We start from the raw sequence: 24,272 nt of genomic DNA on the forward strand, positions 1-24,272 counted from the left end.
GTCAACGGGTGACCAACGACGTACATCGTGCGGAAACTCAGGGGGGTATCGCTCGACATGGTGGCAGCAGAAGACGGGTCCGTGCCGTGCTCCGGCATTCTTGTGCTCGGTTCCCTGGTGATGGACCGTAAGTTTTTCGCCGCGGGGCTGCTCGAACGCGGAGCGGGCCGCGGCGAAACGGTGTGGTCCATGGAGCGGCACCACGGCGGCGTCGGCCGCAATGTCGCCACGAACGCGGCCCGGCTCGGCCACCCGGTCACCTTCACCGGCCTGTCCGGTTTCGGCGCGGACGCGGCCGAGCTGGAGGGCGCCCTGACCCGGCTGGGCGTCGCCCTCCACGTACGGCGCGTCGCCGACGGCGTCGGACGGTTCGACGTCACGCTGGACGCCCACGGATCGCAGATCTCCTCGCGTATCGCCCTCCCCGACCCGGCCCTGGGAAAGGCGCTGTGCGGTCCGGAGCTGGCCGCGCGCATCGCCACGGCGGGGGCGGTGGTGATGGAGGGCGGGCTCGACGAGGAGCTGCTGGTGTGGGTGTCGCAGCAGGCCAGGCGGCACGCGGTCCCAGTGTGCTGCCTGCCCACCCGGCAGGCCGACTTCGGGCCGCGCGCCCATCTGCTGCCCCGTTACGACGTACTGGTCCTCAACACCGGGGAGGCGGGCGCGCTGCTGGGACAGGACCCCGGCGCGCCGACCGGGCCCGCCGGGCAGGCCGAGCTGCTGATGCGCCGGGGCCCCGGGGCGGTCGTGGTCACCGACGCCGCCCGCGGGGCGGCCCTGGCGGCCGCGACCGCCCCCGGGCCGGTACACCTCCCGGCCGAGCCGGGCGTATGCACCGATGACACGGGCGCAGGCGACGCGCTGGCCTCGGCCTTCGTCGCCGCCCTGGTGGCCGGCCGGACGCCGCGGGATGCCCTGGCCCATGGGCTGCGCGCGGCCCGGGTGACCATCGCATGCCCGCAGAGCACCTGTCACGCCCTGTCGTCGGCTCTCGTCCGCGCGGCGCCAAAGGGGCGCGACCCTGTCGAAAGGGAGAGCGCGCGGAGGCCCCGAGGTACGAGGGGCTGAGGCTGCGATCGATATGCGGCTACCGCCGCGTGGTCGACCGTCGACAGGGGCTGAGGCGCCCCGGAGGCGAACCGGTGTCGCAGCGTCACCCGCACCTGACGGTGGAATCCACCCGGTGCGCACGCATGGTGATGCCGTCCTCGGCGAGGGCGCGCGCGATGACCTCGTGGTCGTACGACGCGAGCCCGGCGTCGGTGAGGATCTTCAGATCCGTGGAGTGCATCGGGAAGTCGTCGACGCTGCCCTGCCGGACCTCGCCCACGTTGTGCCCAGAGAAGCCCTCGGGCAGCTCGTACGCGCGGTCGGCGAGGCAGGCGAACATCAGCAAGTGGTAGTTGCCCTGATCCCACTTGCCGGTGAACTCATAGACGGCGAAGAGCGAGCAGGAGTCCACGAGGATGCCGGTCTCCTCGTGGGCCTCCCGCCGCGCCGCTTCCTCCGCCGCCTCACCCGGCTCGATGCCCCCGCCCGGCAGCAGCCAGCTCCCGGCGTACGGCCCCTTGAGCTGGTGGACGAAGGTCACGGTACGGCCGGGCCCCGGCACCACCAACAGGGCGGCGGGCAGCACACGGTCGAAACGGCTCATGCTCATGTCCTCATTCAGTACTCGGTGGGCCGCCCTTCGGGCGGAATGACCAAGGCCAGGCCCACCCGCTCCCCCTCCACCTTCCCCTTGCGGCGGTACGGCTCCGTCCGCGTGGTGAATCCGTAGGTGGCCAGCGCCTGCCCGGGGTTCGACAGGTCCGGGCCACAGATGATCACCTTTGAGCGCACATCGAACGCCATCGCCTCCGTGACGAGCTCCTGGCTGGGCTCGTCGGACTCGATGTACGCCACGAACTCCCCCCTGGCCTTGAGCGAGTAGCGTACCGACCGCACATGGTGACCTTGACCACGCAGGTGCGCGTACATCAGATACTCGTTCTGGAAGCTCATCAGGGTCAGACCCGAGGTGGCCCCCGCCACGATGGTGGGAAACGGCGCCCCGGGCATGGCGGTGACCTTGCTGACGGTCATCACATTGCTGCGCCGGGCCTCCGCGTAATAGCCCTTGAACTCGCCGAACGGCCCCTCGACTTCGTCCCTGGCCAGGACGTGTCCCTCGATGACGTGGGTGGCGTCGTCCGGCACCGGAGGGCTGCCGCCGAGCCCGAGCGGGCGCCCCAGCAGACGGGAGGCGATCTCGTAGTCGTCGCCCTCGGCGGGCAGCCGTGAGGCCGCCACCACACAGATGGCCGGATCCGCACCCAGGAACACGGAGATGGGCATCGGCTGCCCGGTCTCCAGCCAGGCCAGCAGATTGCGGTGGCCGTCGGTGCGCGGGTCCAGGAAGATCCGGACCTCGTCGGGCGCCACCACCTGGATGCGGTAGAAGCCGAGGTTGACGCCGCTGCCGTCGGGCCGGGTGGTCACCCCCACGCCCGCGGTGATGTACGGGCCGGCGTCGCCGGGGCGGTGCTGGAGGATCGGCAGGGCGTACAGCAGATCGCCCAACTCCTCGCGCAGAACGCCTCCTTGGGCCTCACGCAGGGGGTGTGCGGGGCCCGCCAGCCGGTCGGACATCTCCGCCAGGCGCTTCTCCTCGGTGGTGTTGAGCGCGGCGAGCAGCACCGCCCGCGGATACGGGTGGCCGAGCACCCGGCCGCCCGGGCGCTCCACGACGCCTGTGAACACCGTCGTCGGACGTGTCCCCAGCGCCTGCTCGAACTCGGCGAGGGTGCGCGCCACCTCCACCCGGCTGCTGAGCGGGGCGTCACAGGTGTACAGGTCCACCGCGTCGTAACAGGCGGGGAGGGACAGCTCGGCCGCGCTGTCCACCGGGACGAGACCGCGGCCGGGCAGTCCCCGCGGCCCGCCGGCCGTCATAGGCGCGCCTCCCGTGCGGTGGCGGGGAACGGCCGGCAGTCCGCGGTGGACTCCCGGTCGGTCTCCCACGGGAAGACGATCCAGTCGTCGATCACCGCGGGACAGTAGTCGGGCACATAGCCCGACTGGTGGTTGCGGACCACCGAGACGAAGCGCACATTGGTCCGGGCCACCCCGGCGTCCGCCAGATAGGCCAGCACCACTTCGGCCGTGGAGCCGGTGCCGACGATGTCGTCCACCACCAGCACCCGGTCTCCCGGGCCCAGCGTGGGCGGTGTGCCCATGTCGATGACCGGCGTCTGTTTCGCGGCGTAACGGGTGTCGTCCGCGGTCCTGCGCACGCGGATGGTGTGCTGGACGGGCACATCGAGGGCGCAGGTGAGAAAGCCGGCCGGGGTGAGCCCGCCACGGGCCACCGCCAGCACCGCGTCCGGCCGGAAGTCCTCGTCCCGGAGCTGCGCGGCGATGTCACCGACCAGCTCCCCGAAGGAGGCCCAGTCCAGGAGGTAGGGCCCCTGGCGGGACCACATACCGGGCTGCTCACCGGCCACCGTGGGGCGCGCCGTGGCGCCGGAGTCAGTCATTGCCCACCGCCCGGGTGACATGGTCGATGTCGATCTGTTCCGAGCGCTCGCGTGCGTGCGGACGGTTCTCCGCCCGGCCCGCGGAGGTGACCCGGATGAACTCGGCGCGCTCCCGGAAACCGGTGACGTCCCGCGCCCCCGAATAGCTCATCGCCGACTGCACCCCGCCCATGAGCTGGCGCAGCGTTCTGGCCAGCGGGCCGGTGGCCGGGAAGGTCGCCTCGGTGCCCTCGGGCACATAGTCGTCGACCTCCTCCCGGGTGATCTTCTCGCCGGCCGCGTGGCGCAGCGTCAGCTTCATGCCCAGGGAGACGAACCCGTTGCTGACCTTGTACGAGCGTCCGTCCCGGGTCACCGGGCTGGCCGCGCTCTCATCGGCCCCCGCCAGCGCGGAGCCCAGCATGACCGCGTGTGCCCCGGCCGCCAGCGACTTGGCGATATCGCCCGACTGCCGGATGCCGCCGTCCGCGATCACCCGCACCCCGCGCTCGGCCGCCGCGGCGGCGCAGTCCATGACCGCGGTGAACTGGGGGACCCCGGTCCCGGCCACCAGCCGCGTCGTACACACCCCGCCGGGGCCGATGCCCACCTTCACCACATCGGCGCCGGCCTCCGCGAGGTCTGTGACCCCCGCGGCCGTCGCCACGTTTCCCGCGGCCAGCGGCAGCCGTGGGTAGGCGGCCCGCAGCTTTGCCACCGCGTCGATCACCTGGTCGCTGTGGCCGTGGGCGACGTCCACGAAGAGGATGTCCACCGCGTGTTCGACCAGGCGCTCGGCGCGTTCCCGCCAGTCGCCCGAGACGCCCACCGCGGCGCCGACCAGCAGTCGGCCGTCGGCGGCGAGGGTCGCCCGGTCAGCCGAACCCTCCTCCGGCCGGTGGGCCTTGACCGTGTTCAGGTGCTCCAGCTGCTGCTCCACCGTCTGCATGCGGTGGAGCACGCCCAGGCCACCGTTCAACGCCATGGCCACGGCCATCCGGTCGCCCGTGCACCACTGGGTGTTCGCCGAGATGACGGGCGTGCGCAGGACGACGCCCGGCAGCAGCTCCGAGGTGGTGTCGGCCTGGCGACGGCTGGTCAGCGGGGTGCGCTGGGGCACCAGCAGCACATCGTCGAAGCTCAGCCCGGTCCGCGGAGGTTCACTTACACGCATCGAGATATCTGCTCCTCTCAAAGGGTGGCGAGGCTCAGAAGCCGGCGCCGCGGAACGATTCGCTGGTGAGGGTGAGCAACTCGGTGCGCAGGGCGCTGTCCTGGAGCGCGCCGCGCCACACCGCCGTGGTCATGGTGGCGGGGGTGCGGATGCCGCGCATGGCCATGCACAGATGCTCGCCCTTGCCGATCACGGCGACGTCAGGCGATCCGGTGAGCTTCTCGATGTCGTCCGCGACGTCCTGCGAGAACTGCTCCTGCGACTGGAGCCGATGGGCGTGCTGATGGGCGATCCGGGCGAACTTGCTGAGGCCGAGCACCTGCCCGCGCGGGAGGTAGCCGATGGTCACCCGGCATGAGAACGGTAAGAGGTGGTGTTCGCACAGCGACCACACATGGATGCCCGAGACGGCCACCAGATCACCGCTGCAGCTGGACTCGAAGACGGTGTCGGTCGATCCGGGAGCGTACTGGGTGAACTCGCGCCACCAACGCGCGTAGCGTGCCGGAGTGTCGCGCAGCCCTTCCCGTTCGGGATCCTCACCGATCTCCACAAGGAGCTGCCGGGCGAGTATTTCCAGGGGATCCTGTGGCGCCACGCCCGGTGCGATCTGCTCGTCCCCCGGCAATTCGTCAATTCCACTGCTCATCAAACACCTCGTTTGCTGCCCCATATGGTCACGTGCAGTCGCCCGGACAGATTCCACCTCCGGCCGACGACCTCGTCCGCGAGTGTGCGGATGCCCTCGTCGATCTCCTCGGGGGACTGTCCGCGCGGCATGATCCAAATGTTCTTCAGCGAGTGTCGCGCCACCAGCGCGTCCACCTCTTCCAGGTCGGACGCGGTCGCACAGACGAACTTGAAGGCCGTGCCGGGAAGCCGGGTGAACTCGCCGAGCACCGCCGGGACGATTCGGCGCTTCTCGGCGATCCCCGAGTGAGCGAGCTTCGGCGACACATTGAACCGGATTCCCGCCGCGGCCAGCGCGGCCTGCGGGGCCACCGTCCCATTGGTCTCGATCTCCACCGCGATCTCCGCCTCGCGCAGCGCGCGGATCACGGGTTCCAGCCTGGACTGCTGGTTGAGCGGTTCCCCGCCGGATATGACGATCAGCCCGACGCCGAAGGCCAGCAGTCGCCGGGCCACATCGGCCGGGTCCATCGCGTGCAGTTCCTCGGCCGGACGGTAGGCGATCCCGGTGTCCGAGACGCCCTTCCAGTCCCAGGTGTACGGAGTGTCGCACCAGCGGCAGTCCAGATTGCAGCCGCCCAGCCGCAGAAAGGCGCAGGACGTGCCCGTTGAGGGTCCTTCTCCCTGTACGGCCCTAGGTGGGCCCGAAGATCTCGTTGACCACGAGCTTCGGTGCCGTCATGTTCACCACCCCCTCTCGTGTCCTCCATCAAGGACCGGACCCCGGTCCGCGGTCACCCGGGCGTGTTCTCTCCGCCCGGGGAAGGGCGGTATGTCGCCCAGGTCTTGGGGGTCTCCGACACGCGTACGGCGGTGAGTTCGGGGAACTCCTTGACCCACCTCTCGTGGAGCCACATGGCGATGTTCTCGGCCGAGGGATTCACCCCGTCCAGCACATCGTTGAGATGCCGGTGGTCCAGTGTCTCGTCCACCCACTTCCCGAAGGCGGAGAGGTCGCCGTAGTCCCGTACGAAACCCGGAAGTGTCAGATCCTCCGGTGCCGCGGACAGTTCCAGGACGACCACATAGTTATGGCCGTGCAGTCGGCCACATGGATGGCCGGACCGTAAATGATCCAGCTGATGGCTCGCAGAGAAGCGAAACTCTTTGGTGATGGTGAGCATGATGAACCCTTCACCTCGCCCAAGTGAACAGGGAGCAGAAAAACCCTCTACTCCGCTTTCCTGCTTAACACCCTGACGAGCATTCCTGAGCGCACGCAGGATCACAAGGGGGCATCCGGACCTTCACGCTTGACTCGTCGTTGACCGACTGTCGTGAACATGAGAATGTGGGGCCGGCTGCCACCGACCCCACATTCACTGGTTTCACACTGCTGCCGGAGACTCAGGCACCCTTCGACGCCTTGAAGTTACGGAAGAGCAAGTAGGTGTCGAGGATGTCCGACGACGCGCTTTCGACCGACCGATAGATGCCCCACTTGGGTCGGACATAGTCGTCCTGATCCGGGATCTTCACATTGGACATACTGCCCTGTACCGCCACCGGAGCGCTGGAGCCGGTGCCATTGCGGGCCACGAATCCCGCCTTGCCACTCGATCCGATGGTGAAGGTCCATTCGATGGTGATCCACTTGTTGCGCAGCGGCGACAGATTGGTCGAGGCGATATCCGGCGACCCGGAGTTGGCGTAGGCACGGGCCCGCAGGGTTTCCGTGCTGCCGCTGCGGCCCAGATCCAGGACGACGTACGGGCCCCCGTTGTCCACCGGCGTCTTGGTCTGGAAGATATGCGTGAACTTGCTGGTGCCGTGCAGCGAGGTCGGCATGAACATCTCGTAGCTGATGCTCCAGGTCTCGCCGTCACGCATCTTCAGCTTGGTGCCGCCCTGCACCATGCCCTTGGACTCGGTGCGCTGACGGTCCCCGTCGCCGGTGGTGTCCCGGTCGTCCTTCCAGATGTTGAAGCGGTAGTGGTCACCGCCCTCGACGACGACATAGTCCCGGTCGGGGTGGGCGTTCCCGCGGTCGGCCTCGATGCCTTCGAATGCCTTGAGTCCATCGCCGGCCGGGTCCGGGTGCCAGAGCAACTGCGGCGCGCGGGGCGTCGCCAGCGCTCTGGACGCCGCCGAGGCCGTCTGGCCGATGGCGAGCGAAGAGCCGACGGCGGCCGCGGTCATGGAGCCGAGTACCGCCCGACGGCTGAAATGGCGTGGAGCGTGTTCGGTCATGTTCGTTGGTTTCCTTCTGAGGATGTCAACCGATGACACACGCGGTGCGGACGGACCGCGATGAAGGGGCCAGGGCGGTCCTACGTGAAGGTGCGTGGCATGCGGCGGGGTGCGGCTCGCTCCCGCCCCCGGGGCACGCCGGAACGCCTCCCACCATGGACTGGACCAATAGGCCCGTCAAGGCTCCGAACGCTCTTTCATCCGACCTTTATTGAGGACCGCTTGTGCTCTTTGGTCGAGTAAAAGCTCTGAGCTGGGGTCCGGTCCTCAACTTGCTCTGTTATTACGGAATACCGTAATCTCTGTCCTATGGCTGATGGGTCTCTGGAGCGGCGGCTCGCCGCGCTCGAAGAGCGGGTGTCGCGGCTGGAGGCCGAGCCGCAGACGCAGCGGGACGAAATGTTCTGGGCTCTCGAAGGGCTGCGCCGCCGCCTCACCGGGCCCGGCCAGGTGCTGTTCACCGGCGCGCTGAACCTGCCGACGGGCGAGCGATACGAATGGCAGCAAGGCGCGGAGACGGACCGGCTGTTGGAGGCGGACTGGCCGGAGGGGGCCGCGCCGCTGGCCGCGCTGGGCCACCCCGTCCGGCTGACCCTGCTGCGCGCCGTGCTGTGCGGCACCCGGTCCGCGGCGGAGCTCCAGGAGGCCGCGGGCCTGCACACCACCGGCCAGCTGTACCACCACCTCAAACAACTCACCGCCACCGGCTGGCTTCAGGCCGAGGGGCGCGGCCACTACCAGGTCCCAGCGGGCAAGGTGGTGCCGCTGCTCGTCGTGCTGTCCGCGGTGGTACCGACAAGCAACCGAACGACAGGGGAGTAACCCGTGCAGCGGAGGAAGTTCCTCACCGTGGCGACGACGGCGGCGGGGGCGTCATTACTGCCCGGCAACGCCGCGGCGGCCGACGACCTGCCCGCCCTGGTGCGCCGGTATGTGAGCCGTGCGCTGGACGCCGGCAGCCCGAGCGTGGTCTGCGGGGTCATCCACGGCACCCGCACCCATGTCGCGGGCGGGGGAGAGGGCCCCGGCGCCTCGGCGCCGGACGGCAGGACCGTCTTCCAACTCGGCTCGATCACCAAGACGCTCACCGCCACGGCCCTGGCCCGCGCCGTATGCGCGGGCACCACCCGCCTGGACGCGCCGCTGGCCCTGCCCGCCGGGTTCCCCGTACCGCACCGGGGGCCGCGGCGGATCACCCTGGCCGATCTGGCCACCCACAGCTCCGGCCTGCCCTCGCTGCCACCGAATCTGCTCGCCGGCGCCGATCCTGACGACCCGTACGCCCACTACACGCTGGACGACCTGGCGAGCGGCCTCGGCGAGACCACGCTCGCCACCGAGCCGGGGAGCACCTACGCGTACTCGAACCTCGGATTCGGCCTCCTCGGCCAGGCGCTGGCCTTCGACGCCGTGGATTCGATGCTGCGACGCCGGGTGACCGACCCGCTGCGGCTGACGGACACCACCACGACGCTGCGGCCGGACATGGCATCCCGCAAGGTCGTCGGACATATGGCCGGACAGCCCGTCCCCGACTGGCACGACCATGTCCTCAGCGCGGCCGGCACCTCGATGTACAGCACCGCCGACGACATGGTGCGCTTCCTCGGCGCCCAACTGCGCCCGGAGCGCTCCCCGCTGCGAGCCGCCATCGAGCTGACCCAGCGGCCTCACTTCACGGCCGATGACAATCTGCGGCTGGGCCTCGGCTGGCACCTCAGCCGGCTGTCCAGCGGCCGGACCCTGACCTGGCACAACGGCGGCACCGGCGGATTCAGCACCTGTGCGGCGTTCAGCCGGGAGAGCGCCTGCGCGGCCGTGATGATGGTGAACACCTACAGCGAGCAGACCGCGACCGACCCCCGGCCGGTCGACGCCCTGACCTTCGCCCTGCTCGGCGAGCTCGACGCGGTGTGACGCTCCTCGTCTGTCAGTGGTCGTCCGGGTCGATGCGCTCGGTCCAGACCATGGTTTCCCCGATCCCCGCACCGGGCCCGGTGCCATGGTTGGCCTTGTCCTGCCAGCTCTGGTAGCCGGGCAGGGCCGACTCCATGTCGGTGTCGTTGTTCAGCGTGTACTGCACGATGAGTTTGCCGTCGGGATCGGTGCCCTTGACGACGTAGTTGACGGCGTAGGAACCCAGCAGGGACTGAGCCTCGTTGGTGTCGCCGCCCCACAGATTGTCGAGACCGGACAGGCCGGCCATGTCCTTCGCGTACGTGCCCACCTGCTCGGGGAGCGACATGCCCGAGATCTGGTACCTGGCCGTGCCCTCCCCTTGGCCGGCCTTCCACCCGTCCAGGGTCTGCTTGCGGATCCCGTCCATGCTCTCGCTCTTGCGGAGCTGTTCGACGAACGGGTCGTGCTGGGAGAACGAGTAGTGGTCGTCGCCCGTCCCGGCCGCCCAGTTGGTCAGCAGAGTGCGCGGCGTCAGATGGTTGGTCGACGGGAAGGGATCGAGGCCGCCCATGTCCCGGCCGAGCGCGTCGTAGCGGTCCGTACTGATGCCGCTGGTGTGGTTGACGTCCGTGCGGACCTGCCCGGTGTTGAACCACAGCTCCAGGCCGACGTTCTCCATCAGCGTGATCGACAGGTTCTGGTCGGCCTCGAACGCCACCCGCAGGATCTCGTTGAGCCTGGTCTGGGCGGCGTTCACCTTCTTCACGTCGTCCGCGTCGTAGTTCTCCGGGGTGCAGTCCGCGGTCAGGACCACCTGGGCCTTCTCGGGGTTGATGTACATCCCCTGCTCGCCGAACTCCCGCACCGCCTCGTTCAGCCGCTTCTGGGCGGCCCTCAGCTCCCCGGCCCCGTCCTCGACGGCCCTGCGCACCCCGTCGGCCACCTTGGCCGCGGCGGTCACCTGGCGCTGGATGTCGTCGATCTGTGTCCAGGCGTACGGGGCGGCCATGCCCTCCCAGTACCCCTTGTCCTTGAGGGGCCTCAGCACCTCGTCACGGATCTTGTCGTCCAGGTCCTTGATCTTGTCGTGGACGCCCTTCCACTTCGTGGCCAGCGTGTCGAGACCACCGAAGTCGGCCGACCGGAACTCCTGGTAGAAGGTGGCCATCAGTACCTCGAGATCGACGAGAACGACGGGTCGCCGGCCGGATACGAGAGACCTGGTCGACTGCCGTCGTACAGCGGGGGTTGGTTCTTCTGGCCGAACGAGTACCCCGTGTCCAGGTCCTGCTTCACATGGATAGCGGCCGCCGCCCGCAGGCTCTCGGAGATATGGGCGAGCCAGGCGGTGACCGTGCCCGCCTGCTCCTCCCAGTGTTTGTGCGACCGTCTCAGCGCGCTCTCGACCTGGAGGCCGTGCACACCCTTGACCGCCGTGGAGGTCGGCTCCTCCAGCGACGCCGCCTGCTTGTGGAGGGTGTCGTACACCTCGTCCGCCTTGCCCGCCGCTCCGCGCAGCACACCGGGGGCGATGGCGAGGTTCTGCGGCACCGGGCCCTGGACGCCGGGGGCGAGGGGTCGCCTGGGCGCGGGCGCGTTGGGGTCGTAGATGTTGGGCTTCCCCGGCTGGGCCGACAGAGGCGGCGGGGCGATGAGCCCGCCCTCCGAGCCCGGCGGCAGCGGGAGTTGGTCGTCCTTGGGCTCCGGCAGATCGTTGTCGCTCATGACACCCCCGTTGTGTGCACGACAGCGTACGTAGATTAGCGCCGTGAGCGCTCGGTCACCGGTAAACATGCATTCGAATGCCACTCCTTGGCAGAGCACATTAACTAATATTTAATATCTGCCTCTGGACTCTCCTCGAACCGGGAGCGCTTCCTTGATCATCACCCGTGTGGAGACCTTCGCCATCCCCCCGCGCTGGCTGCTGTGCCGCGTGGAGACGGACGAAGGGATCGTCGGCTGGGGCGAGCCGGTCGTCGAGGGGCGCGCCGCCACGGTGCGCACCGCGGTCCATGAGCTGTCCGAACTCCTCATCGGCAAGGAAGCCCTGCGCATCGAGGACCACTGGCAGATCATGACCAAGGGGTCGTTCTACCGGGGCGGTCCGGTGCTCTCCAGCGCGGTGGCCGGGCTCGACCAGGCCCTGTGGGACATCGCCGGCAAGGCCCTGGGCGTACCCGTGCACGTCCTGCTCGGCGGCCCCGTACGGGATCGGGTCCGCGCCTACAGCTGGGTCGGCGGCGATGAGCCCGACCGGCTCGGGGAGGCGGTGGCCGCCCAGGTCGAGGCGGGCTTCACGGCGGTGAAGATGAACGCCTCGGGGCGGATGAGCCGGCTGGCCACCGTCCGTGACATCGACGCCGTCGTGGGCCGGGCCGCCGCCGCGCGGGAGGCGCTGGGCCCCGACCGCGACTTCGCCGTCGACTTCCACGGCCGCTTCACCGCCGCCAACGCCCGCAAGGTGCTGCCTCATCTGGCGCCTTTCAACCCGCTGTTCGCCGAGGAACCCGTCCTCCCCGAGTACACGCATCTGCTCGGCGACCTGGTCGCGTGCTCGCCCGTGCCCATCGCCACCGGCGAGCGGCTGTACTCGCGCACCGATGTGCTGCCCGCGCTCCGGGCCGGTGTCGCCGTCATTCAGCCCGATCTGTCCCACGCCGGAGGGATCTCCGAGGTCCGGCGCATCGCCTCGCTCGCCGAGACCTTCGACATCCCGATCGCGCCACACTGCCCGCTCGGCCCGGTCTCGCTCGCGGCCGGCCTCCAGATCGCCTTCGCCACGCCGAACTTCCTGATCCAGGAGCAGAGCATCGGCATTCACTACAACGACGGCGCGGAACTGCTGGACTACGTCGTCGATCGCGAGGTGTTCCGCTTCCACGACGGACACCTGGCCCGCCCCACCGCCCCGGGCCTCGGTATCGAGGTCGACGAACGGGCCGTACGCGCCGCCGACGGACGCGCCCCCGACTGGCGCGGCCCGATCTGGAGGCACCAGGACGGCTCGTTCGCCGAGTGGTGAGCCTGTGGCGGACCGGGCCGGTCGCGGCGCGGTTCAGCCGAGGAGCAGGGCGTTGCACTCCCGCTGCAGGGTGACGTCCTGCCACATCGGGTGGTGCGGCGCGGCGTTGGAGCATACGACCGTGCCCCAGGCGCCGACCCGCGCGGACTCGGCCACCGCGCGGCGGCAGAACGCGGCCCCGACCGGGCCCTCCTCGAAGGTGCCGTGCAGCGGGGTGTAGCCGATCCAGCCCTCGCCGAAGACCAGGGGGACCCCTGCCCCGGCCGCCCAGTCGGCGGCGGCCTCGATCCAGGTGACCAGCCGCTGCTCCATCGCGAGCCGGTGCATCGCGTAGCGCTCGTACAGCCAGGCGTCCCACTTGGCAGGATCGCACCAGTCGTGCGCGTAGATCTCGCGGCCGACGAGGGTGGCCTCGAGACGCCACCGCTCGTCGGCCGGCGGCGCCCAGTCGGCGAAGTCCGGGGCGTCGGGGCGGAGCAGGTGCTGCCGGGCGAAGTCCTGCGGGAAGGGGCGGGAGCGGTCGCGCAGGGCGAATGCGTCGATGAGGTCGTCGAGCACGCCGTACACATACGGATGGAAGACGGCCACGTCGATGTCGCGCGGGACGCCGCGCAGCGAACCGACCGGGACCTTGGCGTAGTTGACGGTGACCGGCCGGCCGGGGTGGCGCTCGCGGAACCGGGCGAGGCCGCGCTCCAGGCGCGGCCGCAGGGCGACCACGGTGTCCGGGCCGGTCAGCCCCTGGGTGAGCCGTCCACCCTGGACCTCGTTGTGCAGTTCGGTGAAGGCGATCCGGTCGTCAAGGCCGTCCGCGGCGAGAAAGTCGATCAGGTCGGCCAGCGCGTCGGCGAGGGCTTCGGCGCGCCGCTCGGGATCGACGGCCATCAGGGCGTCGTACCAGGAGCGGTCGCCGCCGAACGACGGGCTCTGCTGGTACTCCCAACTGGAGAGGATGATGAAGCAGTCGTGCCGGCGGGCCGCCTCGAACAGTGCGCGCAAGTGGGCGCGGCCGTCGATCTCGGTGCTGCCGCCCACGTCGTACCAGCGGGTGCGCTGCCCGTATCCACCGCCCAGGGGCCCCAGCCGGAGTTTGCCGGTGTCGAGTCCGGAGCCGAAGAGCAGATAGGGCATGGCACAGATGCGCACGGTGTTGTATCCGCGCGCCACGGCCTCCGCGAAGGCCCGGTCGAGGTCGGCGAAGGGCTCCCCGGGGCCGGTCCGGGTGTACCAGCTGAAGTCCCACAGGGAGATGGTCAGTTTCTCCGGCAGGTGGTCGGGCGGCGCGACGGGCACGGGGAACCGGCCTTTCGGTAGGAGTCTGGCCCATCGTCGGCGGGCACCGGAGGGGTGTCAAGATGTATTCATAATTAATGCTCACGGTACGGTGAGGGCTTCGTCCGCCGTCGCCCCGACCGTCCTGGAATCACCGTCCTGGAATCACCGTCCTGGAATCACAAGGAGGAAACCCATGTCGTCCTATGCCGGCCGAGGCGTGCACGGTCAGGTGGTGCGGCAGCTGGGTGCCCGTATCGTCGGCGGCGACTTCGCCGAGGGCGAGATCCTGGACGTACGGGCCCTCGGCGCCGAACTCGACGTCAGCCTCACCGTGATGCGCGAATCCCTGAAGGTCCTCGCCGGCAAGGGGCTGATCGACGCCCGCCAGAAGCGCGGCACCTTTGTGCGCCCCCGCGCCGCCTGGAACCTCCTGGACTCCGATGTCATCCGCTGGCGCGTGGAGACGGGGGACGGTGAGCGGCTGATGCGCGACCTCGCCGACGTCCGCTCCCTCGTGGAGCCCGCCGCCGCCCACCGCGCGGCGCAGCGCCGCACCGAGGCCGACCTCGTCGCGCTGGGCGCCGCGCTCGCCGCCATGGCGGACGCCCGTGGGGACACCGCGGCCGAGGCGGAGGCCGACGCCTCGTTCCACCGCGCGCTGCTTGCCGCCACCGGCAATGAACTCCTCGCCCGCCTCGACCTGTTGCTTGAGCCCGGGCTGCGCGAGCGGGACCGGCTGGTGCACGCGCGCGGCGGCGCCGACGACCCCGTGCCCAGCCATCGCGCGGTGCTGGACGCGATACGGGACCAGGACGCCCCGCGCGCCGAACTGGCCATGCTGGACCTGCTCGCCAAGGCGGCCGAAGACCTGGACCACGTGTCGGCCACGCGGGCCGACACGGGCTGACGCGGGCCGGATCGGGACGGCCGGGCGGTCGGGTGGCCGGGCGGTCAGCTCACCGTGTTCGGTCCGGGTGGCTGATCGCCTCCCAGGGGGCCAGGTGCCACGGGCTCTCGGTGTTCGCGGGGTCCAGCAGCCGCCGGAGGTGTTCGTCGGAGACGCTTTGCGGCGCCGGGAAGCTCTCGCTCTCGGTGCCGCGCAGCATGTCCATCCAGACCAGACGGCCCGTCAGATAGCCCTGGGCGTACTGCGCCCAGGAGCCGTACGCCCCCCTGGCCTGCGGAACGATCTGGTGCAGCAGCCGCCAGGCGTCCGCCTCCTCCAGATGGCCGGCCGCGAAGCCGTTGCGGACCACGTCCACGTACAGCGCGATGTCCCATGCCAGCGGGGAGACGTCGAAGCGCTGCTCGGCCTGGGCCCGGTAGCCGACCCGGGCAAGGTCGTCGAGCCGGTCGAGCAGCGCGGGCCGCGTGGAGATTTCCCACTCCTCGGTCAGCCACTTACGGGCGCGCCCGTCGTTGACGCGCTTGTACGGGTAGAGCGTGAGCCGGGAGGCCCTGGCCTCCCGGCTCACGGGTGCGCACAGCGACACCATCCACAGCTGATGCATTGTCAGTGGGACGGGGTACTTTCGCTCGACGGAGACTCCTCGCAGCATGGTTCGGAACACTACGCCGCCCGCCGGACCGCCGACCCAGGGGGTGTCGCCCGGCGGGCTCAGCCCCTCGCCGCCACCGGTGCGGGTCTGGGCCCGCCGGCCCGCAGTTCGGCCAGGTCGACGGCGTCGGCCATCGCCTGGAGCCCCGCGTCGTTGAAGTGCAGATGGTCGCCCGTGTCATAGGCGGGGAGGATGCGGTGCGGGTCCGCGGGGTCGCGGACCGCGGCGTCGAAGTCCACCACCGCGTCGAAGGTGCCGCTGTTCCTGATGAAGTCGTTCACGGCCTGCCGTACGCTCTCGCGGGCCTCGGTGTAGCCGCCGTTGCCGCCGTACGGGGTGATCGTGCCGCCGATGACGCGGATGCCGCGCGCGTGGGCCTGCTCGGCGATGCGGCGGTAGGCGTCCGCGAAGGCCGCGGGGTCGGTCTGGTTGGGGTTGCCCTTGATGTCGTTGATGCCCTCCATCGCGATCAGGGCGCGCACGTTGCCGCGGGAGAACACGTCCGCGGCGAGTCGGGACAGGGCGCTGGGCCCGGTGCCGTCCAGTAGCACGCGGTTGCCCGAGATGCCGGCGTTGAGCACGCCCAGCTGCCGGCCCGGGGGCAGTTCGCGCAGCCGCGCGGCCAGCCTGTTGGGCCAGCGGCGATTGGCGCTCGCCGTCGACCCCGACCCGTCGGTGATGGAGTCGCCGAGCGTGACCACGCTGCCAGGGGTGCGCGGGCTGAACACGTCCACACCGGTCACGTAGTACCAGGAGCTCGTGGTGGCGGTGAACGCGGCGCCGTCCTCGTCGGCAGTGTGGTCGCCGTCGGGGGCGAGGAACGAGGTCTGCAGGGCGGAGCGGTGATACGTCGCGGGCCCGGAGTCGTTCGGGGTGAACAGGGTGATCAGCAGGTTGGTGTCCGCGGGGACGCGCAGCGGCACCGGGTCGCTGACCACGTCCTCGCCGACGGGCACGGTGACCGAGGTCCGGCCGTGGAAGGTGGCCGGGCGGGCTGTCCCGGCGATGGCGTTCGGGCTCTTCGGCGCCCCGGCCTCCTGGAGCGCCACGGTGGCCGCGCCGAGTTCGAGCGGGGCCGTGCCGAGCCGGTTGGACACCCGGATCCGGGCCGCGTGGCCCCCGACGCTGGTGTGCACCACATTGCGGATCGAGTTGCCGGGCAGACCGGGCACGGTGCCCGACGCGGCGGCCTCCCAGGTGCCGACCCAGCCTCGGTCGGAGTGTCCGGAGGCCGGTCCGGCGTCCGGTCCGGCGTCCGCCCACGCGGGCGTCACCGCGGTCAGCGGCACCAAGGCGAGGGTCAGTGCGACGGCGAGAGTCGAGAGAACGTGCCGGATCGAGACCATATGGTGCTGCCCTTCCAGGCGAGAGCCAGCCGGATGAGGTCACATGCGGAACACGACGTAGGCAATCATCACCGAAACATCGGATGCGTCAAGGCGACCGGCAGAATATCCGGGGGCAGCAGGAGAGTTCTGGGCTTATACACCCGATGTATCGCTGGTTCGCTGGAGACCGCCACAGCGGCGCGACAAGGACTGACACCTGCACGGACATACGGGTGCCGCGCCCGCACGGCGCGGCACCCGTTTGGCGATGGCGGCTGGGCCCACCGTCAGAAGTAGGTGGGCTGACGAGGGGTGTAGTGCTTTTCGAGCGCCGTGACCTCGTCGTCAGTGAGCTGGACGTCGAGTGCCGCCACGGCGTCGGCCAGGTGGTGCGGTTTCGTGGCGCCGACGATCGGGGCGCTGACGACGGGGTTGTTCAGCACCCAGGCCATGGCCACCGTGGCCATCGACACGCCGCGCTCCTCGGCGATCCGCTGGACCTCGTCCACGATCGCCTTGTCGCTGTCGAGGAAGAGCGGCCGCCCCTGCTGGTCGGTGGTCGGGTTGCTGTGGGCGCGGCTCGTGCTCTTCTCTCCCCACGGGCGGGCCACCAGCCCCGCGGCCAGCGGGCTCCACGGCAGGCTGCCGACGCCCTGGTCGGCGAGCAGGCCGAACATCTCGCGCTCCTCCTCGCGCTGCACCAGGTTGTACTGGTCCTGCATGGACACGAACCGGGTCCACCCGTTGGTCTCCGCCACGTGCTGCATCGTGGCGAACTGCCACGCCCACATCGATGAGGCGCCGATATAGCGGACCTTGCCCGCCTTCACCACGTCGTGCAGCGCCTCCATCGTCTCCGCCACCGGCGTCTCGGGGTCGAAGCGGTGGATCTGGTAGAGGTCGATGTAGTCGGTGCCCAGACGGCTCAGGGAGGCGTCGACCTGCTCCATGATCGCCTTGCGGGAGAGCCCCGAACCGCCGGGGCCCTGGTGCAGCGGGAAGAACACCTTGGTGGCCAGGACGATGTCGTCGCGGCGCGTGTACTTCTTCAGGGCGCGCCCGACGATGTCCTCCGAACTGCCCATCCCGTAGATGTTGGCCGTGTCCCAGAAGGTGATGCCGAGGTCGAGCGCCTGCCGGAAGACCGGCTCGGCTCCCTCGTCGTCGAGTGTCCACGCCCGCTGCTGCTCGGAGGGCGTGCCGAAGCTCATACAGCCCAGTGCGATGCGGCTGACCTTCAGGCCCGATGTTCCCAGGCGGGTGTACTGCATTTCGCTGTCTCCTTGCTCGCCGCTGTCACCTCCAGCCTGCGGGCCGGAGGCGCCGAGTGGCAGGCCGCGCCGTTCGGGGGTGTGATACGGCCCCCCACGCCCCCGGGGACGCCCGACCGGCCCGGCCCACCGCGTTTCGAGGACGAGGGTCACGAGGACGAGAGCCAGGAGGATGAGAGCCACCGGTACCGCGGTACCGGTCGCGGGCCGGATTGGGTCCCGCGGTGCCGGGGGTGAGCGGAAAACCGCTCCTAGGTTGAGGCCGGGGTCGATCAGGCCTTCGCTCTCGTACTGCCTCTTCTCCTGGTGGGAGTAATCCGTGGCCACCTTCCTCTACCGGCTGGGCCGGCTCGCCTTCAGGCGACGGCGGCTCTTCCTGATGCTGTGGATCGCCGTTCTGGCCACCGTCGGCATCGGCGCCGCCTCGGTGTCCGGCACCACGACGGACGACTTCACGCTGCCCGGCACCCAGTCCCAGAAGGCGATCGACCTGCTGGAGAAGGAGTTTCCGAAAGGCTCCGCCGACGGCGCCGCGGCCCGGGTCGTCTTCGAGGCGCCCGACGGGCGGAAGATGACCTCCGGCGCGCACAAGACCGAGATCGAGTCCCTGGTCGCCGACCTTCGCGTACGACGTGGGGTTGGTACGGCCCGCCTGAACTCCTCACGGCTGGGGTCGCGTTCTTGTCGGTGGCCTGCCTCGCTGACACACTCTTCGCAGCAAGCGCTTACTCCAGTGGACGACACAGACAACGGCGAGTTCGAGGTGCGGAGAAACGGTGAGCGAACACAGCCGCAGGCAAGTGTTGCGGGCCGGCCTTGGCGCGGCGGCCGGATCTACGGTGCTCGGCGGGATCGGCGGTGCTGCCCAGGCCACGGCGGCGGCACGGGGCGGCGGGCCGGTCGGGGCGGGCGCGGAAGCCACCGGCAGTGAGGCAGCGCGGGGGCGGTTGCCGTGGGTGGCGGACCTGGGGGACGGGCGCTATCAGAACCCGGTGCTCAACGCCGACTGGTCCGATCCCGACGCGATCCGCGTGGGCGCGTACTTCTATCTGGTCGCCTCCACCTTCAACCGCGCCCCCGGGCTGCCGATCCTGCGCTCGGCCGACCTGGTCAACTGGAGCATCATCGGACACGCCCTGACCGAACTGGAGCCCAAGGACCACTTCAGTCGGCCGAGGCACGGCGAAGGGGTGTGGGCCCCGGCTCTGCGGCACCACGACGGCAAGTTCTGGATCTTCTATCCGGACCCGGACTTCGGGATCTTCATGGTGACCGCCACCGATCCGCGGGGGCCGTGGAGCAAACCGCATCCGGTCAAGCCGGGCAAAGGGTTCATCGATCCATGTCCGCTCTGGGACGACGACGGGCAGGCCTATCTCATCCACGCGTGGGCGAAGAGCCGCAGCGGCATCAACAACCGGCTGACGCTGCACCGTATGAGCCCGGACGGGAGGGACCTGCTCGACGAGGGCCGGATCGTCATCAACGGCGACGATCTGCCCGGCTACACCACGCTGGAGGGGCCGAAGCTCCACAAGCGGGACGGCTGGTACTGGATCTTCGCCCCGGCCGGCGGGGTCACCAACGGCTGGCAGTCGGCGTTCCGCTCCCGCACCATTGACGGCCCCTACGAGGACCGCATCGTGCTGGCCCAGGGCGACACCCCCGTCAACGGGCCGCACCAGGGGGCCTGGGTGAGCACCGCGGGCGGCGAGGACTGGTTTCTGCACTTCCAGGACCGTGGGCCCTACGGCCGGGTGGTGCATCTGCAGCCGATGCGGTGGCGCGCTGACGGATGGCCGGTGATGGGCGCCGACGACGGCAGCGGCCGGGGCACCCCGGTGGCCGTGCACACCAAGCCGCGGGCCTGTGCCCGGGCCAGGGTCACCGCACCGGCCACCGGCGACGAGTTCACCTCGGCGGAGCTGGGGAAACAGTGGAGCTGGCAGGCCAACGCCGATCCGGCCTGGTGGTCGCTGCGCCGGTTCCCCAGCCGGCTCGCCCTGGTCTGCCGGCCGAGTCCGGTCACCCATGATCTGCGGCTGCTGCCCAATGTGTTGGGCCAGCGGTTGCCCGCCGAGTCTTTCGTCGCGACGACCTCGGTGACGCTGTCCGCCAGGCACGCCGAGGCCCGGGCCGGACTTGTCATGCTGGGCGAGAGCTACGCCTGGGCGGGGCTGCGCCACGACGGCGACCGGATCGTGCTGGCGTATCGCACCGCGGCCAAGGACGCCGCCGAGGTGGACGCCGCCAGGCCGGTGCCGCTGGGCAGAGGGCGCGCCGCGGTGCGGCTCCGGGTGAGCGTGAGCCCCGGGGCGGTGTGCCAGTTCGCGGCCGACGTGGACGGTCACGGGTTCACTCCGCTCGGCGCGCCGTTCCAGGCGACGGCGGGCAAATGGATCGGGGCGACGGTGGGGCTCTTCGCCACACGGCCGGAGACCTCCGCCACGGGCGGCCCGACGGAAGCGGCGGAATTCGACTGGTTCCGGGTCGGCCCGGGCTCATGAGCCGGGCGACCGCGCCCGGCCCCGCTCCGGGCCGGGCGCGGAAGCCTCCCTCACACCGGGGCGTCCTGTCTGCGCAGTTGGGCCGTGGCCAGGCGGCACACCGCGTAGGCGGTCCTGGTGAGATCGTCGGCGGCGTGGCGCAGAGCGGTGTCGAGATCGCGGGGACCGGCGCCGATGGGCAGCACCGCGGTGGCGCCACGCCCATAGAGGCGGTCGGCCTCCGGGGTGATCGTCCCGCCGAGTACGACACACGGAACGGCGGCGTCCGTGCAGGCGCTCACCACCGCTGCGACGGTCTTGCCCGCGTCCGTCCCGGCGTCCACCTTCCCCTCCGCCGTGAGGCAGAGGTCCGCCGTGGCCAGCCGCTCGTCGAAGCGGGTCAGCCGTCTGACCAGCTCCGCGCCCGGCTCCAGTTCGGCCCCCAGCGCGAGCAGCGCGGCCCCGAGGCCGCCGGCGGCGCCACCGCCCATGGCCGACCCGGCTCCGAGCAGAGGGGCCAGCCGGCGTAGTCCGTCGTCGAGGAGTTCGACCGCGGCCGGGGTGGCACCCTTCTGGGGGCCGAAGACATGGGCGGCGCCATCGGGCCCGAAGAGAGGGCTGAGGACATCGGCCGCGGCGACCAGTTCGACACCGGCGAGTGCCCGGCGCGCCGGGGCGAGGTCCACCGAGTGGATACGGCCCAGGTCGGCACCGCTGCCCGCAAGCGGTTTCCCGTCGGCGTCGAGGATCCGGGCTCCCAGGGAGGCGAGCATTCCCGTGCCGCCGTCCATGGTGACGGTTCCGCCCAGGAAGACGACGATGCGCCGCGCTCCCTGCCGTACCGCCGAGAGGATCGGGGCGGCCAGGCCGGCGCTGGAGGCGTGCATCACATCGTGCTCCGCGGCGTCCGGCGCATCCCACCCGATCGCCTCGGCCGCCTCGACGACAGCGGTTCCGTCGTCCAGGCGGCCGAAGCGCGTCGTCGCGGGGCGGCCGAGCGCGTCGACGGAGTCGACGTCGACGACCGCGCCGCCGCACGCGGTCTGCACGGTGTGCCGTGAGCCCTCGCCGCCGTCGGCGAGCGGGTGCTCGACGGGGGTACCGCCGGCCGCTCGTACGCCGGCGGCGAGGGCGGCGGCCGCTTGCGCGGCGTCCAGTGAGCCGCGCAGCTTGTCCGGGGCGCAGACAACGCGCATGGTGGTTCCCTTCGTCGCGATGTTCTTGTTGCGGTGTTCTCGTTGTGGTTTCGCGGTCAGACGGTCATCCAGCCCAGGACCGGAGTCGACTGCAGATAGATGAGGAGCGCGAACCCGGCGAGGAGCCCGAGGCTCCAGCCGATCACCTTGCGGAAGATCGTGCCCTCACTGCCGGTGATGCCGATCGCCGCGGCGGCGACGGCCAGGTTCTGCGGCGACAGCATCTTTCCGAGCACCCCGCCGGTGGAGTTGGCGGCCGCGAGGAGCACGGGGTCAAGACCGGTCTTCTGCGCCGCGGTCACCTGGAGCACTCCGAACAGCGAGTTGGCCGAGGTGTCGGACCCGGTCACCGCGACGCCCAGCCACCCCACGATGGGGGAGAACAGGGCGAAGGCGGCGCCGGTCTGGGCCAGCGCGGTGCCCAGGGTCGCGGTCTGGCCGGAGAGGTTCATGACCCAGGCCAGCGCGAGCACCGATGTCACCGTGACGACGGTCCAGCGGAGTTGGCGCAGTGTGGCTCCGTACGCCCGTACCGCACGGCCGGGCCCGACCCGGTAGAGGGCCATGGTGAGCAGACCGGCGGCCAGCAGGATGGTGCCCGCCGCCTTGAGGTGTTCCAGTTTGAAGGTCATGGCCGCGGCGGGTTCGCCACCGGGGGACTCGACATCCAGACCGGGCCAGGTGAACTGGGCGACGCCGTGCTCGGCCAGCCACTCCTTGACGGGCCCGACCTGGGTGAGCGCGAAGAGCGCACAGATGATGAGGTACGGGGCGAAAGACATCACGGCACTGCCACTGCCTTCGCGGTCCTCCGAATCGTCCTCGGCGGGCGCCTGTGAGTCCCGCTGCACCGTACGTGGCTGCCAGACCCGCATGAACCCGAGCACCGTCGCCAGGGTGACCACGCCCGCGATGATGTCGGTGGTCTCGACGCTGATGTAGTTGGCGGCGACGAACTGGGCGCAGCCGAAGGCCAGGCCCGCGACCACCGCCACCGGCCAGGTCTCCCGTACGCCGCGTCGGCCGTCGAGCAGAAACACCAGCAGCAGCGGGATGAACGCGGCGATCAGCGGGGTCTGCCGTCCCGCCATCGCGCCGAGGTCGTCGAGCGGCAGCCCGGTCACCCCGGCGAGCGTGGTCAGCGGCACCGCCATGCTGCCGAACGCGACCGGTGCCGTATTGGCCACCAGCGCCACGGTCGCCGCCTTGATGGGGGCGATGCCGACGGCGATCAGCATGACCGCGGTGATCGCCACGGGGGTGCCGAAGCCGGCCAGGGCCTCGATCAGCGCTCCGAAGCAGAAGGCGATCAGGATGCCCTGGATGCGCTGATCGGAGGAGATGGTGCGGAAGGACCGCCGCAGCACGGCGAACCATCCGGTGACCTCGGTCATGCGATAGATCCACAGCGCGTTCACCAGGATCCACATGATGGGAAAGAGACCGTAGAAGCCGCCTTCGACGGCCCCGGACAAGGCCTGGGGTAACGGCATGTCCCACACCGCCACGGCGAGGGCGAGCGAGAGGACCAGCGAGGTCAGCGCCGCTATCTGGGCTCTGACCTGGAAGACGCCGAGCAGTACGAACAGGGCGAGCAGGGGCACCGCCGCACAGAGCGCGGACCAGGACAAAGAGCCGGCCAGCGGGTCAAGGACTTGTCGGTACATCGAACCTCCCGGTGCGGCGAGCGGCGCCGCCTGGAGCATCAAGGCCATGGCGAGCCCCTAACTTGTAAGACAAGTACTCCAAACAGTCAAGAATTCGCGTGTGGTAATTTGAAGGTGGTCCGGCTGGGGCCACTCATCCCACAGGAGGCGTGATGGCGAGTCGCCTGAAGGCGACATCCCTGATCGACGCGCTCGTCGTCGAGTTGCGCGAGCAGATCCTCGACGGGCGGATCGCCGGCGGCACGGCGCTCACCGAGACCGAGGTCGCCAAGCAGTACGAGGTGGCACGCCCCACCGCCAAAGCGGCCATCGAGCGGCTGACCGCCGAGGGCCTGCTGCGTCGAGACGCCCATAAGAGCGCCCGGGTGCCGGTCTTCGACGCCGACGACATCGCCGACCTGTACTTCACCCGCGCCTGTGTGGAACGCCAGGTCATGCGCGAGCTGGCGCGGCGGCGTTCGGTGCCCTCCGCCGCCACCTCCGCCCAGGTGGAGATCCGTAAACTGGCGGAGGCGGACGACTCCACGATCGCCGCGGTCGAGCCCGACGTACGCTTCCACCGCTCGCTCGTCGATGAGCTCGGCAGCCCGCGCCTCAGCCGTCTCCACGCCTCCGTCATGGCCGAGATGCGCCTGTGTATGGCCCAGGTCCAGACGTACAAGCTGCTGCGCATCGCCGAGATCGCCGATGAGCACCAGGACATCCTGGACGCCATCGCCGACGGCGACGCCGAGCGTGCGGACCAGGCTCTCGCCGTCCACCTCAACCGGGCCTGCGAACAACTTCGCGCGCGAATCGGCTGATCCGGGCGGCGGAGGGCCGACCCGCGACATTCGGCCGGACACCGCCGGGCGTCATTGCCGGGTGCCCCGTCGCCGGTGCACCCTGAAAGTCCTATGAAGACAGAGGCGTTGACCGTGCCCGGTGCCGAGCTCTACTACGAGGTAAGCGGCGTGGGTTTTCTGACACATCCGGCCGATTTCACCCAGGCGCTGCGCGCCGCTTTCGAGGGCTG

At 70.3% G+C, this 24,272-nt stretch carries 24 protein-coding genes; 8 read left to right on the forward strand and 16 right to left on the reverse strand.

Annotated elements, in window-relative coordinates; genetic code table 11:
* The first annotated feature begins 57 nt into the window (after nt 1–57).
* Nucleotides 58–1,068 carry a carbohydrate kinase family protein gene (locus ACH4U7_RS02655; RefSeq protein ID WP_398526194.1) on the forward strand — a complete coding sequence of 337 codons (1,011 nt, stop codon included), beginning with the start codon at nt 58–60 and terminating at the stop codon, nt 1,066–1,068.
* Nucleotides 1,069–1,153: 85 nt separating this feature from the next.
* Here the strand turns inward: ACH4U7_RS02655 and ACH4U7_RS02660 are convergent, their stop codons facing one another.
* From ACH4U7_RS02660 to ACH4U7_RS02695, 8 genes are all read right to left on the reverse strand, one after another.
* The gene (locus tag ACH4U7_RS02660; protein ID WP_398526195.1) at nt 1,154–1,654 is read right to left on the reverse strand and encodes an NUDIX hydrolase; all 501 of its coding nucleotides are present in this window, start codon (nt 1,652–1,654) and stop codon (nt 1,154–1,156) included.
* A gap of 14 nt (nt 1,655–1,668) precedes the next feature.
* The gene (locus tag ACH4U7_RS02665; RefSeq protein ID WP_398526196.1) at nt 1,669–2,934 is read right to left on the reverse strand and encodes a UbiD family decarboxylase; all 1,266 of its coding nucleotides are present in this window, start codon (nt 2,932–2,934) and stop codon (nt 1,669–1,671) included.
* The gene (locus ACH4U7_RS02670) at nt 2,931–3,518 is read right to left on the reverse strand and encodes a phosphoribosyltransferase (RefSeq protein ID WP_398526197.1); all 588 of its coding nucleotides are present in this window, start codon (nt 3,516–3,518) and stop codon (nt 2,931–2,933) included. The genes ACH4U7_RS02665 and ACH4U7_RS02670 overlap by 4 nt, the downstream gene beginning before the upstream one ends.
* Nucleotides 3,511–4,671: an IMP dehydrogenase gene (locus ACH4U7_RS02675; protein ID WP_398526198.1), complete on the reverse strand. Its 1,161-nt coding sequence runs from the start codon at nt 4,669–4,671 to the stop codon at nt 3,511–3,513. Before ACH4U7_RS02675 ends, ACH4U7_RS02670 begins: the two co-directional genes overlap by 8 nt.
* A 34-nt stretch (nt 4,672–4,705) precedes the next feature.
* A complete protein-coding gene (gene folE, locus ACH4U7_RS02680; protein WP_398526199.1) occupies nt 4,706–5,320 on the reverse strand; it encodes a GTP cyclohydrolase I in 615 nt (204 codons plus the stop codon).
* The gene (locus ACH4U7_RS02685; RefSeq protein ID WP_398526447.1) at nt 5,320–5,949 is read right to left on the reverse strand and encodes a 7-carboxy-7-deazaguanine synthase QueE; all 630 of its coding nucleotides are present in this window, start codon (nt 5,947–5,949) and stop codon (nt 5,320–5,322) included. Before ACH4U7_RS02685 ends, folE begins: the two co-directional genes overlap by 1 nt.
* A 146-nt stretch (nt 5,950–6,095) precedes the next feature.
* The gene (locus ACH4U7_RS02690) at nt 6,096–6,485 is read right to left on the reverse strand and encodes a 6-pyruvoyl trahydropterin synthase family protein (RefSeq protein ID WP_398526200.1); all 390 of its coding nucleotides are present in this window, start codon (nt 6,483–6,485) and stop codon (nt 6,096–6,098) included.
* Between the two features lie 223 nt (nt 6,486–6,708).
* Nucleotides 6,709–7,551, reverse strand: coding sequence for a hypothetical protein (locus ACH4U7_RS02695; protein ID WP_398526201.1), 843 nt, complete (start codon nt 7,549–7,551; stop codon nt 6,709–6,711).
* 309 nt (nt 7,552–7,860) lie between these two features.
* On the opposite strand from ACH4U7_RS02695, the gene ACH4U7_RS02700 reads away from it, so the two are divergent.
* The gene (locus tag ACH4U7_RS02700) at nt 7,861–8,373 is read left to right on the forward strand and encodes an ArsR/SmtB family transcription factor (protein WP_398526202.1); all 513 of its coding nucleotides are present in this window, start codon (nt 7,861–7,863) and stop codon (nt 8,371–8,373) included.
* Nucleotides 8,374–8,376: 3 nt separating this feature from the next.
* Entirely contained in the window at nt 8,377–9,468 is a 1,092-nt protein-coding gene (locus ACH4U7_RS02705; protein WP_398526203.1) for a serine hydrolase domain-containing protein, read from the forward strand.
* A 13-nt stretch (nt 9,469–9,481) separates the two neighbouring features.
* On the opposite strand, the gene ACH4U7_RS02710 is transcribed toward ACH4U7_RS02705, so the two are convergent.
* Nucleotides 9,482–10,618 carry a hypothetical protein gene (locus ACH4U7_RS02710; protein WP_398526204.1) on the reverse strand — a complete coding sequence of 379 codons (1,137 nt, stop codon included), beginning with the start codon at nt 10,616–10,618 and terminating at the stop codon, nt 9,482–9,484.
* Nucleotides 10,618–11,175: a hypothetical protein gene (locus ACH4U7_RS02715; protein WP_398526205.1), complete on the reverse strand. Its 558-nt coding sequence runs from the start codon at nt 11,173–11,175 to the stop codon at nt 10,618–10,620. Before ACH4U7_RS02715 ends, ACH4U7_RS02710 begins: the two co-directional genes overlap by 1 nt.
* A 154-nt stretch (nt 11,176–11,329) precedes the next feature.
* Between ACH4U7_RS02715 and dgoD the strand changes: the two genes are divergently transcribed.
* Nucleotides 11,330–12,475, forward strand: coding sequence for a galactonate dehydratase (gene dgoD, locus ACH4U7_RS02720; protein ID WP_398526206.1), 1,146 nt, complete (start codon nt 11,330–11,332; stop codon nt 12,473–12,475).
* Between the two features lie 33 nt (nt 12,476–12,508).
* Here the strand turns inward: dgoD and ACH4U7_RS02725 are convergent, their stop codons facing one another.
* Entirely contained in the window at nt 12,509–13,768 is a 1,260-nt protein-coding gene (locus ACH4U7_RS02725; protein WP_398526207.1) for a cellulase-like family protein, read from the reverse strand.
* 175 nt (nt 13,769–13,943) lie between these two features.
* Between ACH4U7_RS02725 and ACH4U7_RS02730 the strand changes: the two genes are divergently transcribed.
* Nucleotides 13,944–14,657 (forward strand): FadR/GntR family transcriptional regulator, encoded by a 714-nt coding sequence (locus tag ACH4U7_RS02730; protein ID WP_398526208.1) that lies wholly within the window; start codon nt 13,944–13,946, stop codon nt 14,655–14,657.
* A gap of 49 nt (nt 14,658–14,706) precedes the next feature.
* Here ACH4U7_RS02730 and ACH4U7_RS02735 read toward each other — a convergent pair whose 3' ends face one another.
* The 3 genes from ACH4U7_RS02735 to ACH4U7_RS02745 all read right to left on the reverse strand — a co-directional run bounded on the left by ACH4U7_RS02735 (nt 14,707) and on the right by ACH4U7_RS02745 (nt 17,908).
* The gene (locus tag ACH4U7_RS02735; RefSeq protein WP_398526209.1) at nt 14,707–15,261 is read right to left on the reverse strand and encodes a DUF1266 domain-containing protein; all 555 of its coding nucleotides are present in this window, start codon (nt 15,259–15,261) and stop codon (nt 14,707–14,709) included.
* Between the two features lie 107 nt (nt 15,262–15,368).
* Entirely contained in the window at nt 15,369–16,655 is a 1,287-nt protein-coding gene (locus tag ACH4U7_RS02740; protein ID WP_398526210.1) for an SGNH/GDSL hydrolase family protein, read from the reverse strand.
* A gap of 269 nt (nt 16,656–16,924) precedes the next feature.
* Nucleotides 16,925–17,908, reverse strand: a complete 984-nt coding sequence (locus ACH4U7_RS02745) for an aldo/keto reductase (protein WP_398526211.1) — start codon at nt 17,906–17,908, stop codon at nt 16,925–16,927.
* A gap of 319 nt (nt 17,909–18,227) precedes the next feature.
* Between ACH4U7_RS02745 and ACH4U7_RS02750 the strand changes: the two genes are divergently transcribed.
* Both ACH4U7_RS02750 and ACH4U7_RS02755 read left to right on the forward strand, forming a co-directional pair.
* The gene (locus ACH4U7_RS02750) at nt 18,228–18,839 is read left to right on the forward strand and encodes a hypothetical protein (RefSeq protein ID WP_398526212.1); all 612 of its coding nucleotides are present in this window, start codon (nt 18,228–18,230) and stop codon (nt 18,837–18,839) included.
* A gap of 34 nt (nt 18,840–18,873) precedes the next feature.
* Nucleotides 18,874–20,415 (forward strand): glycoside hydrolase 43 family protein, encoded by a 1,542-nt coding sequence (locus ACH4U7_RS02755; protein ID WP_398526448.1) that lies wholly within the window; start codon nt 18,874–18,876, stop codon nt 20,413–20,415.
* A gap of 50 nt (nt 20,416–20,465) precedes the next feature.
* Here ACH4U7_RS02755 and ACH4U7_RS02760 read toward each other — a convergent pair whose 3' ends face one another.
* Together ACH4U7_RS02760 and ACH4U7_RS02765 are read right to left on the reverse strand one after the other, a co-directional pair.
* Nucleotides 20,466–21,590 (reverse strand): glycerate kinase, encoded by a 1,125-nt coding sequence (locus ACH4U7_RS02760; protein ID WP_398526213.1) that lies wholly within the window; start codon nt 21,588–21,590, stop codon nt 20,466–20,468.
* Nucleotides 21,591–21,646: 56 nt separating this feature from the next.
* Nucleotides 21,647–23,257, reverse strand: a complete 1,611-nt coding sequence (locus tag ACH4U7_RS02765; protein ID WP_398526214.1) for an L-lactate permease — start codon at nt 23,255–23,257, stop codon at nt 21,647–21,649.
* Nucleotides 23,258–23,409: 152 nt separating this feature from the next.
* Here ACH4U7_RS02765 and ACH4U7_RS02770 point away from each other — a divergent pair, with 152 nt between their 5' ends.
* Nucleotides 23,410–24,060 carry a GntR family transcriptional regulator gene (locus ACH4U7_RS02770; protein WP_398526215.1) on the forward strand — a complete coding sequence of 217 codons (651 nt, stop codon included), beginning with the start codon at nt 23,410–23,412 and terminating at the stop codon, nt 24,058–24,060.
* Nucleotides 24,061–24,272: the final 212 nt, after the last annotated feature.

Origin of the sequence: Streptomyces sp. NPDC020845 (assembly GCF_044334165.1) — a bacterium.
Lineage (GTDB): Bacteria > Actinomycetota > Actinomycetes > Streptomycetales > Streptomycetaceae > Streptomyces.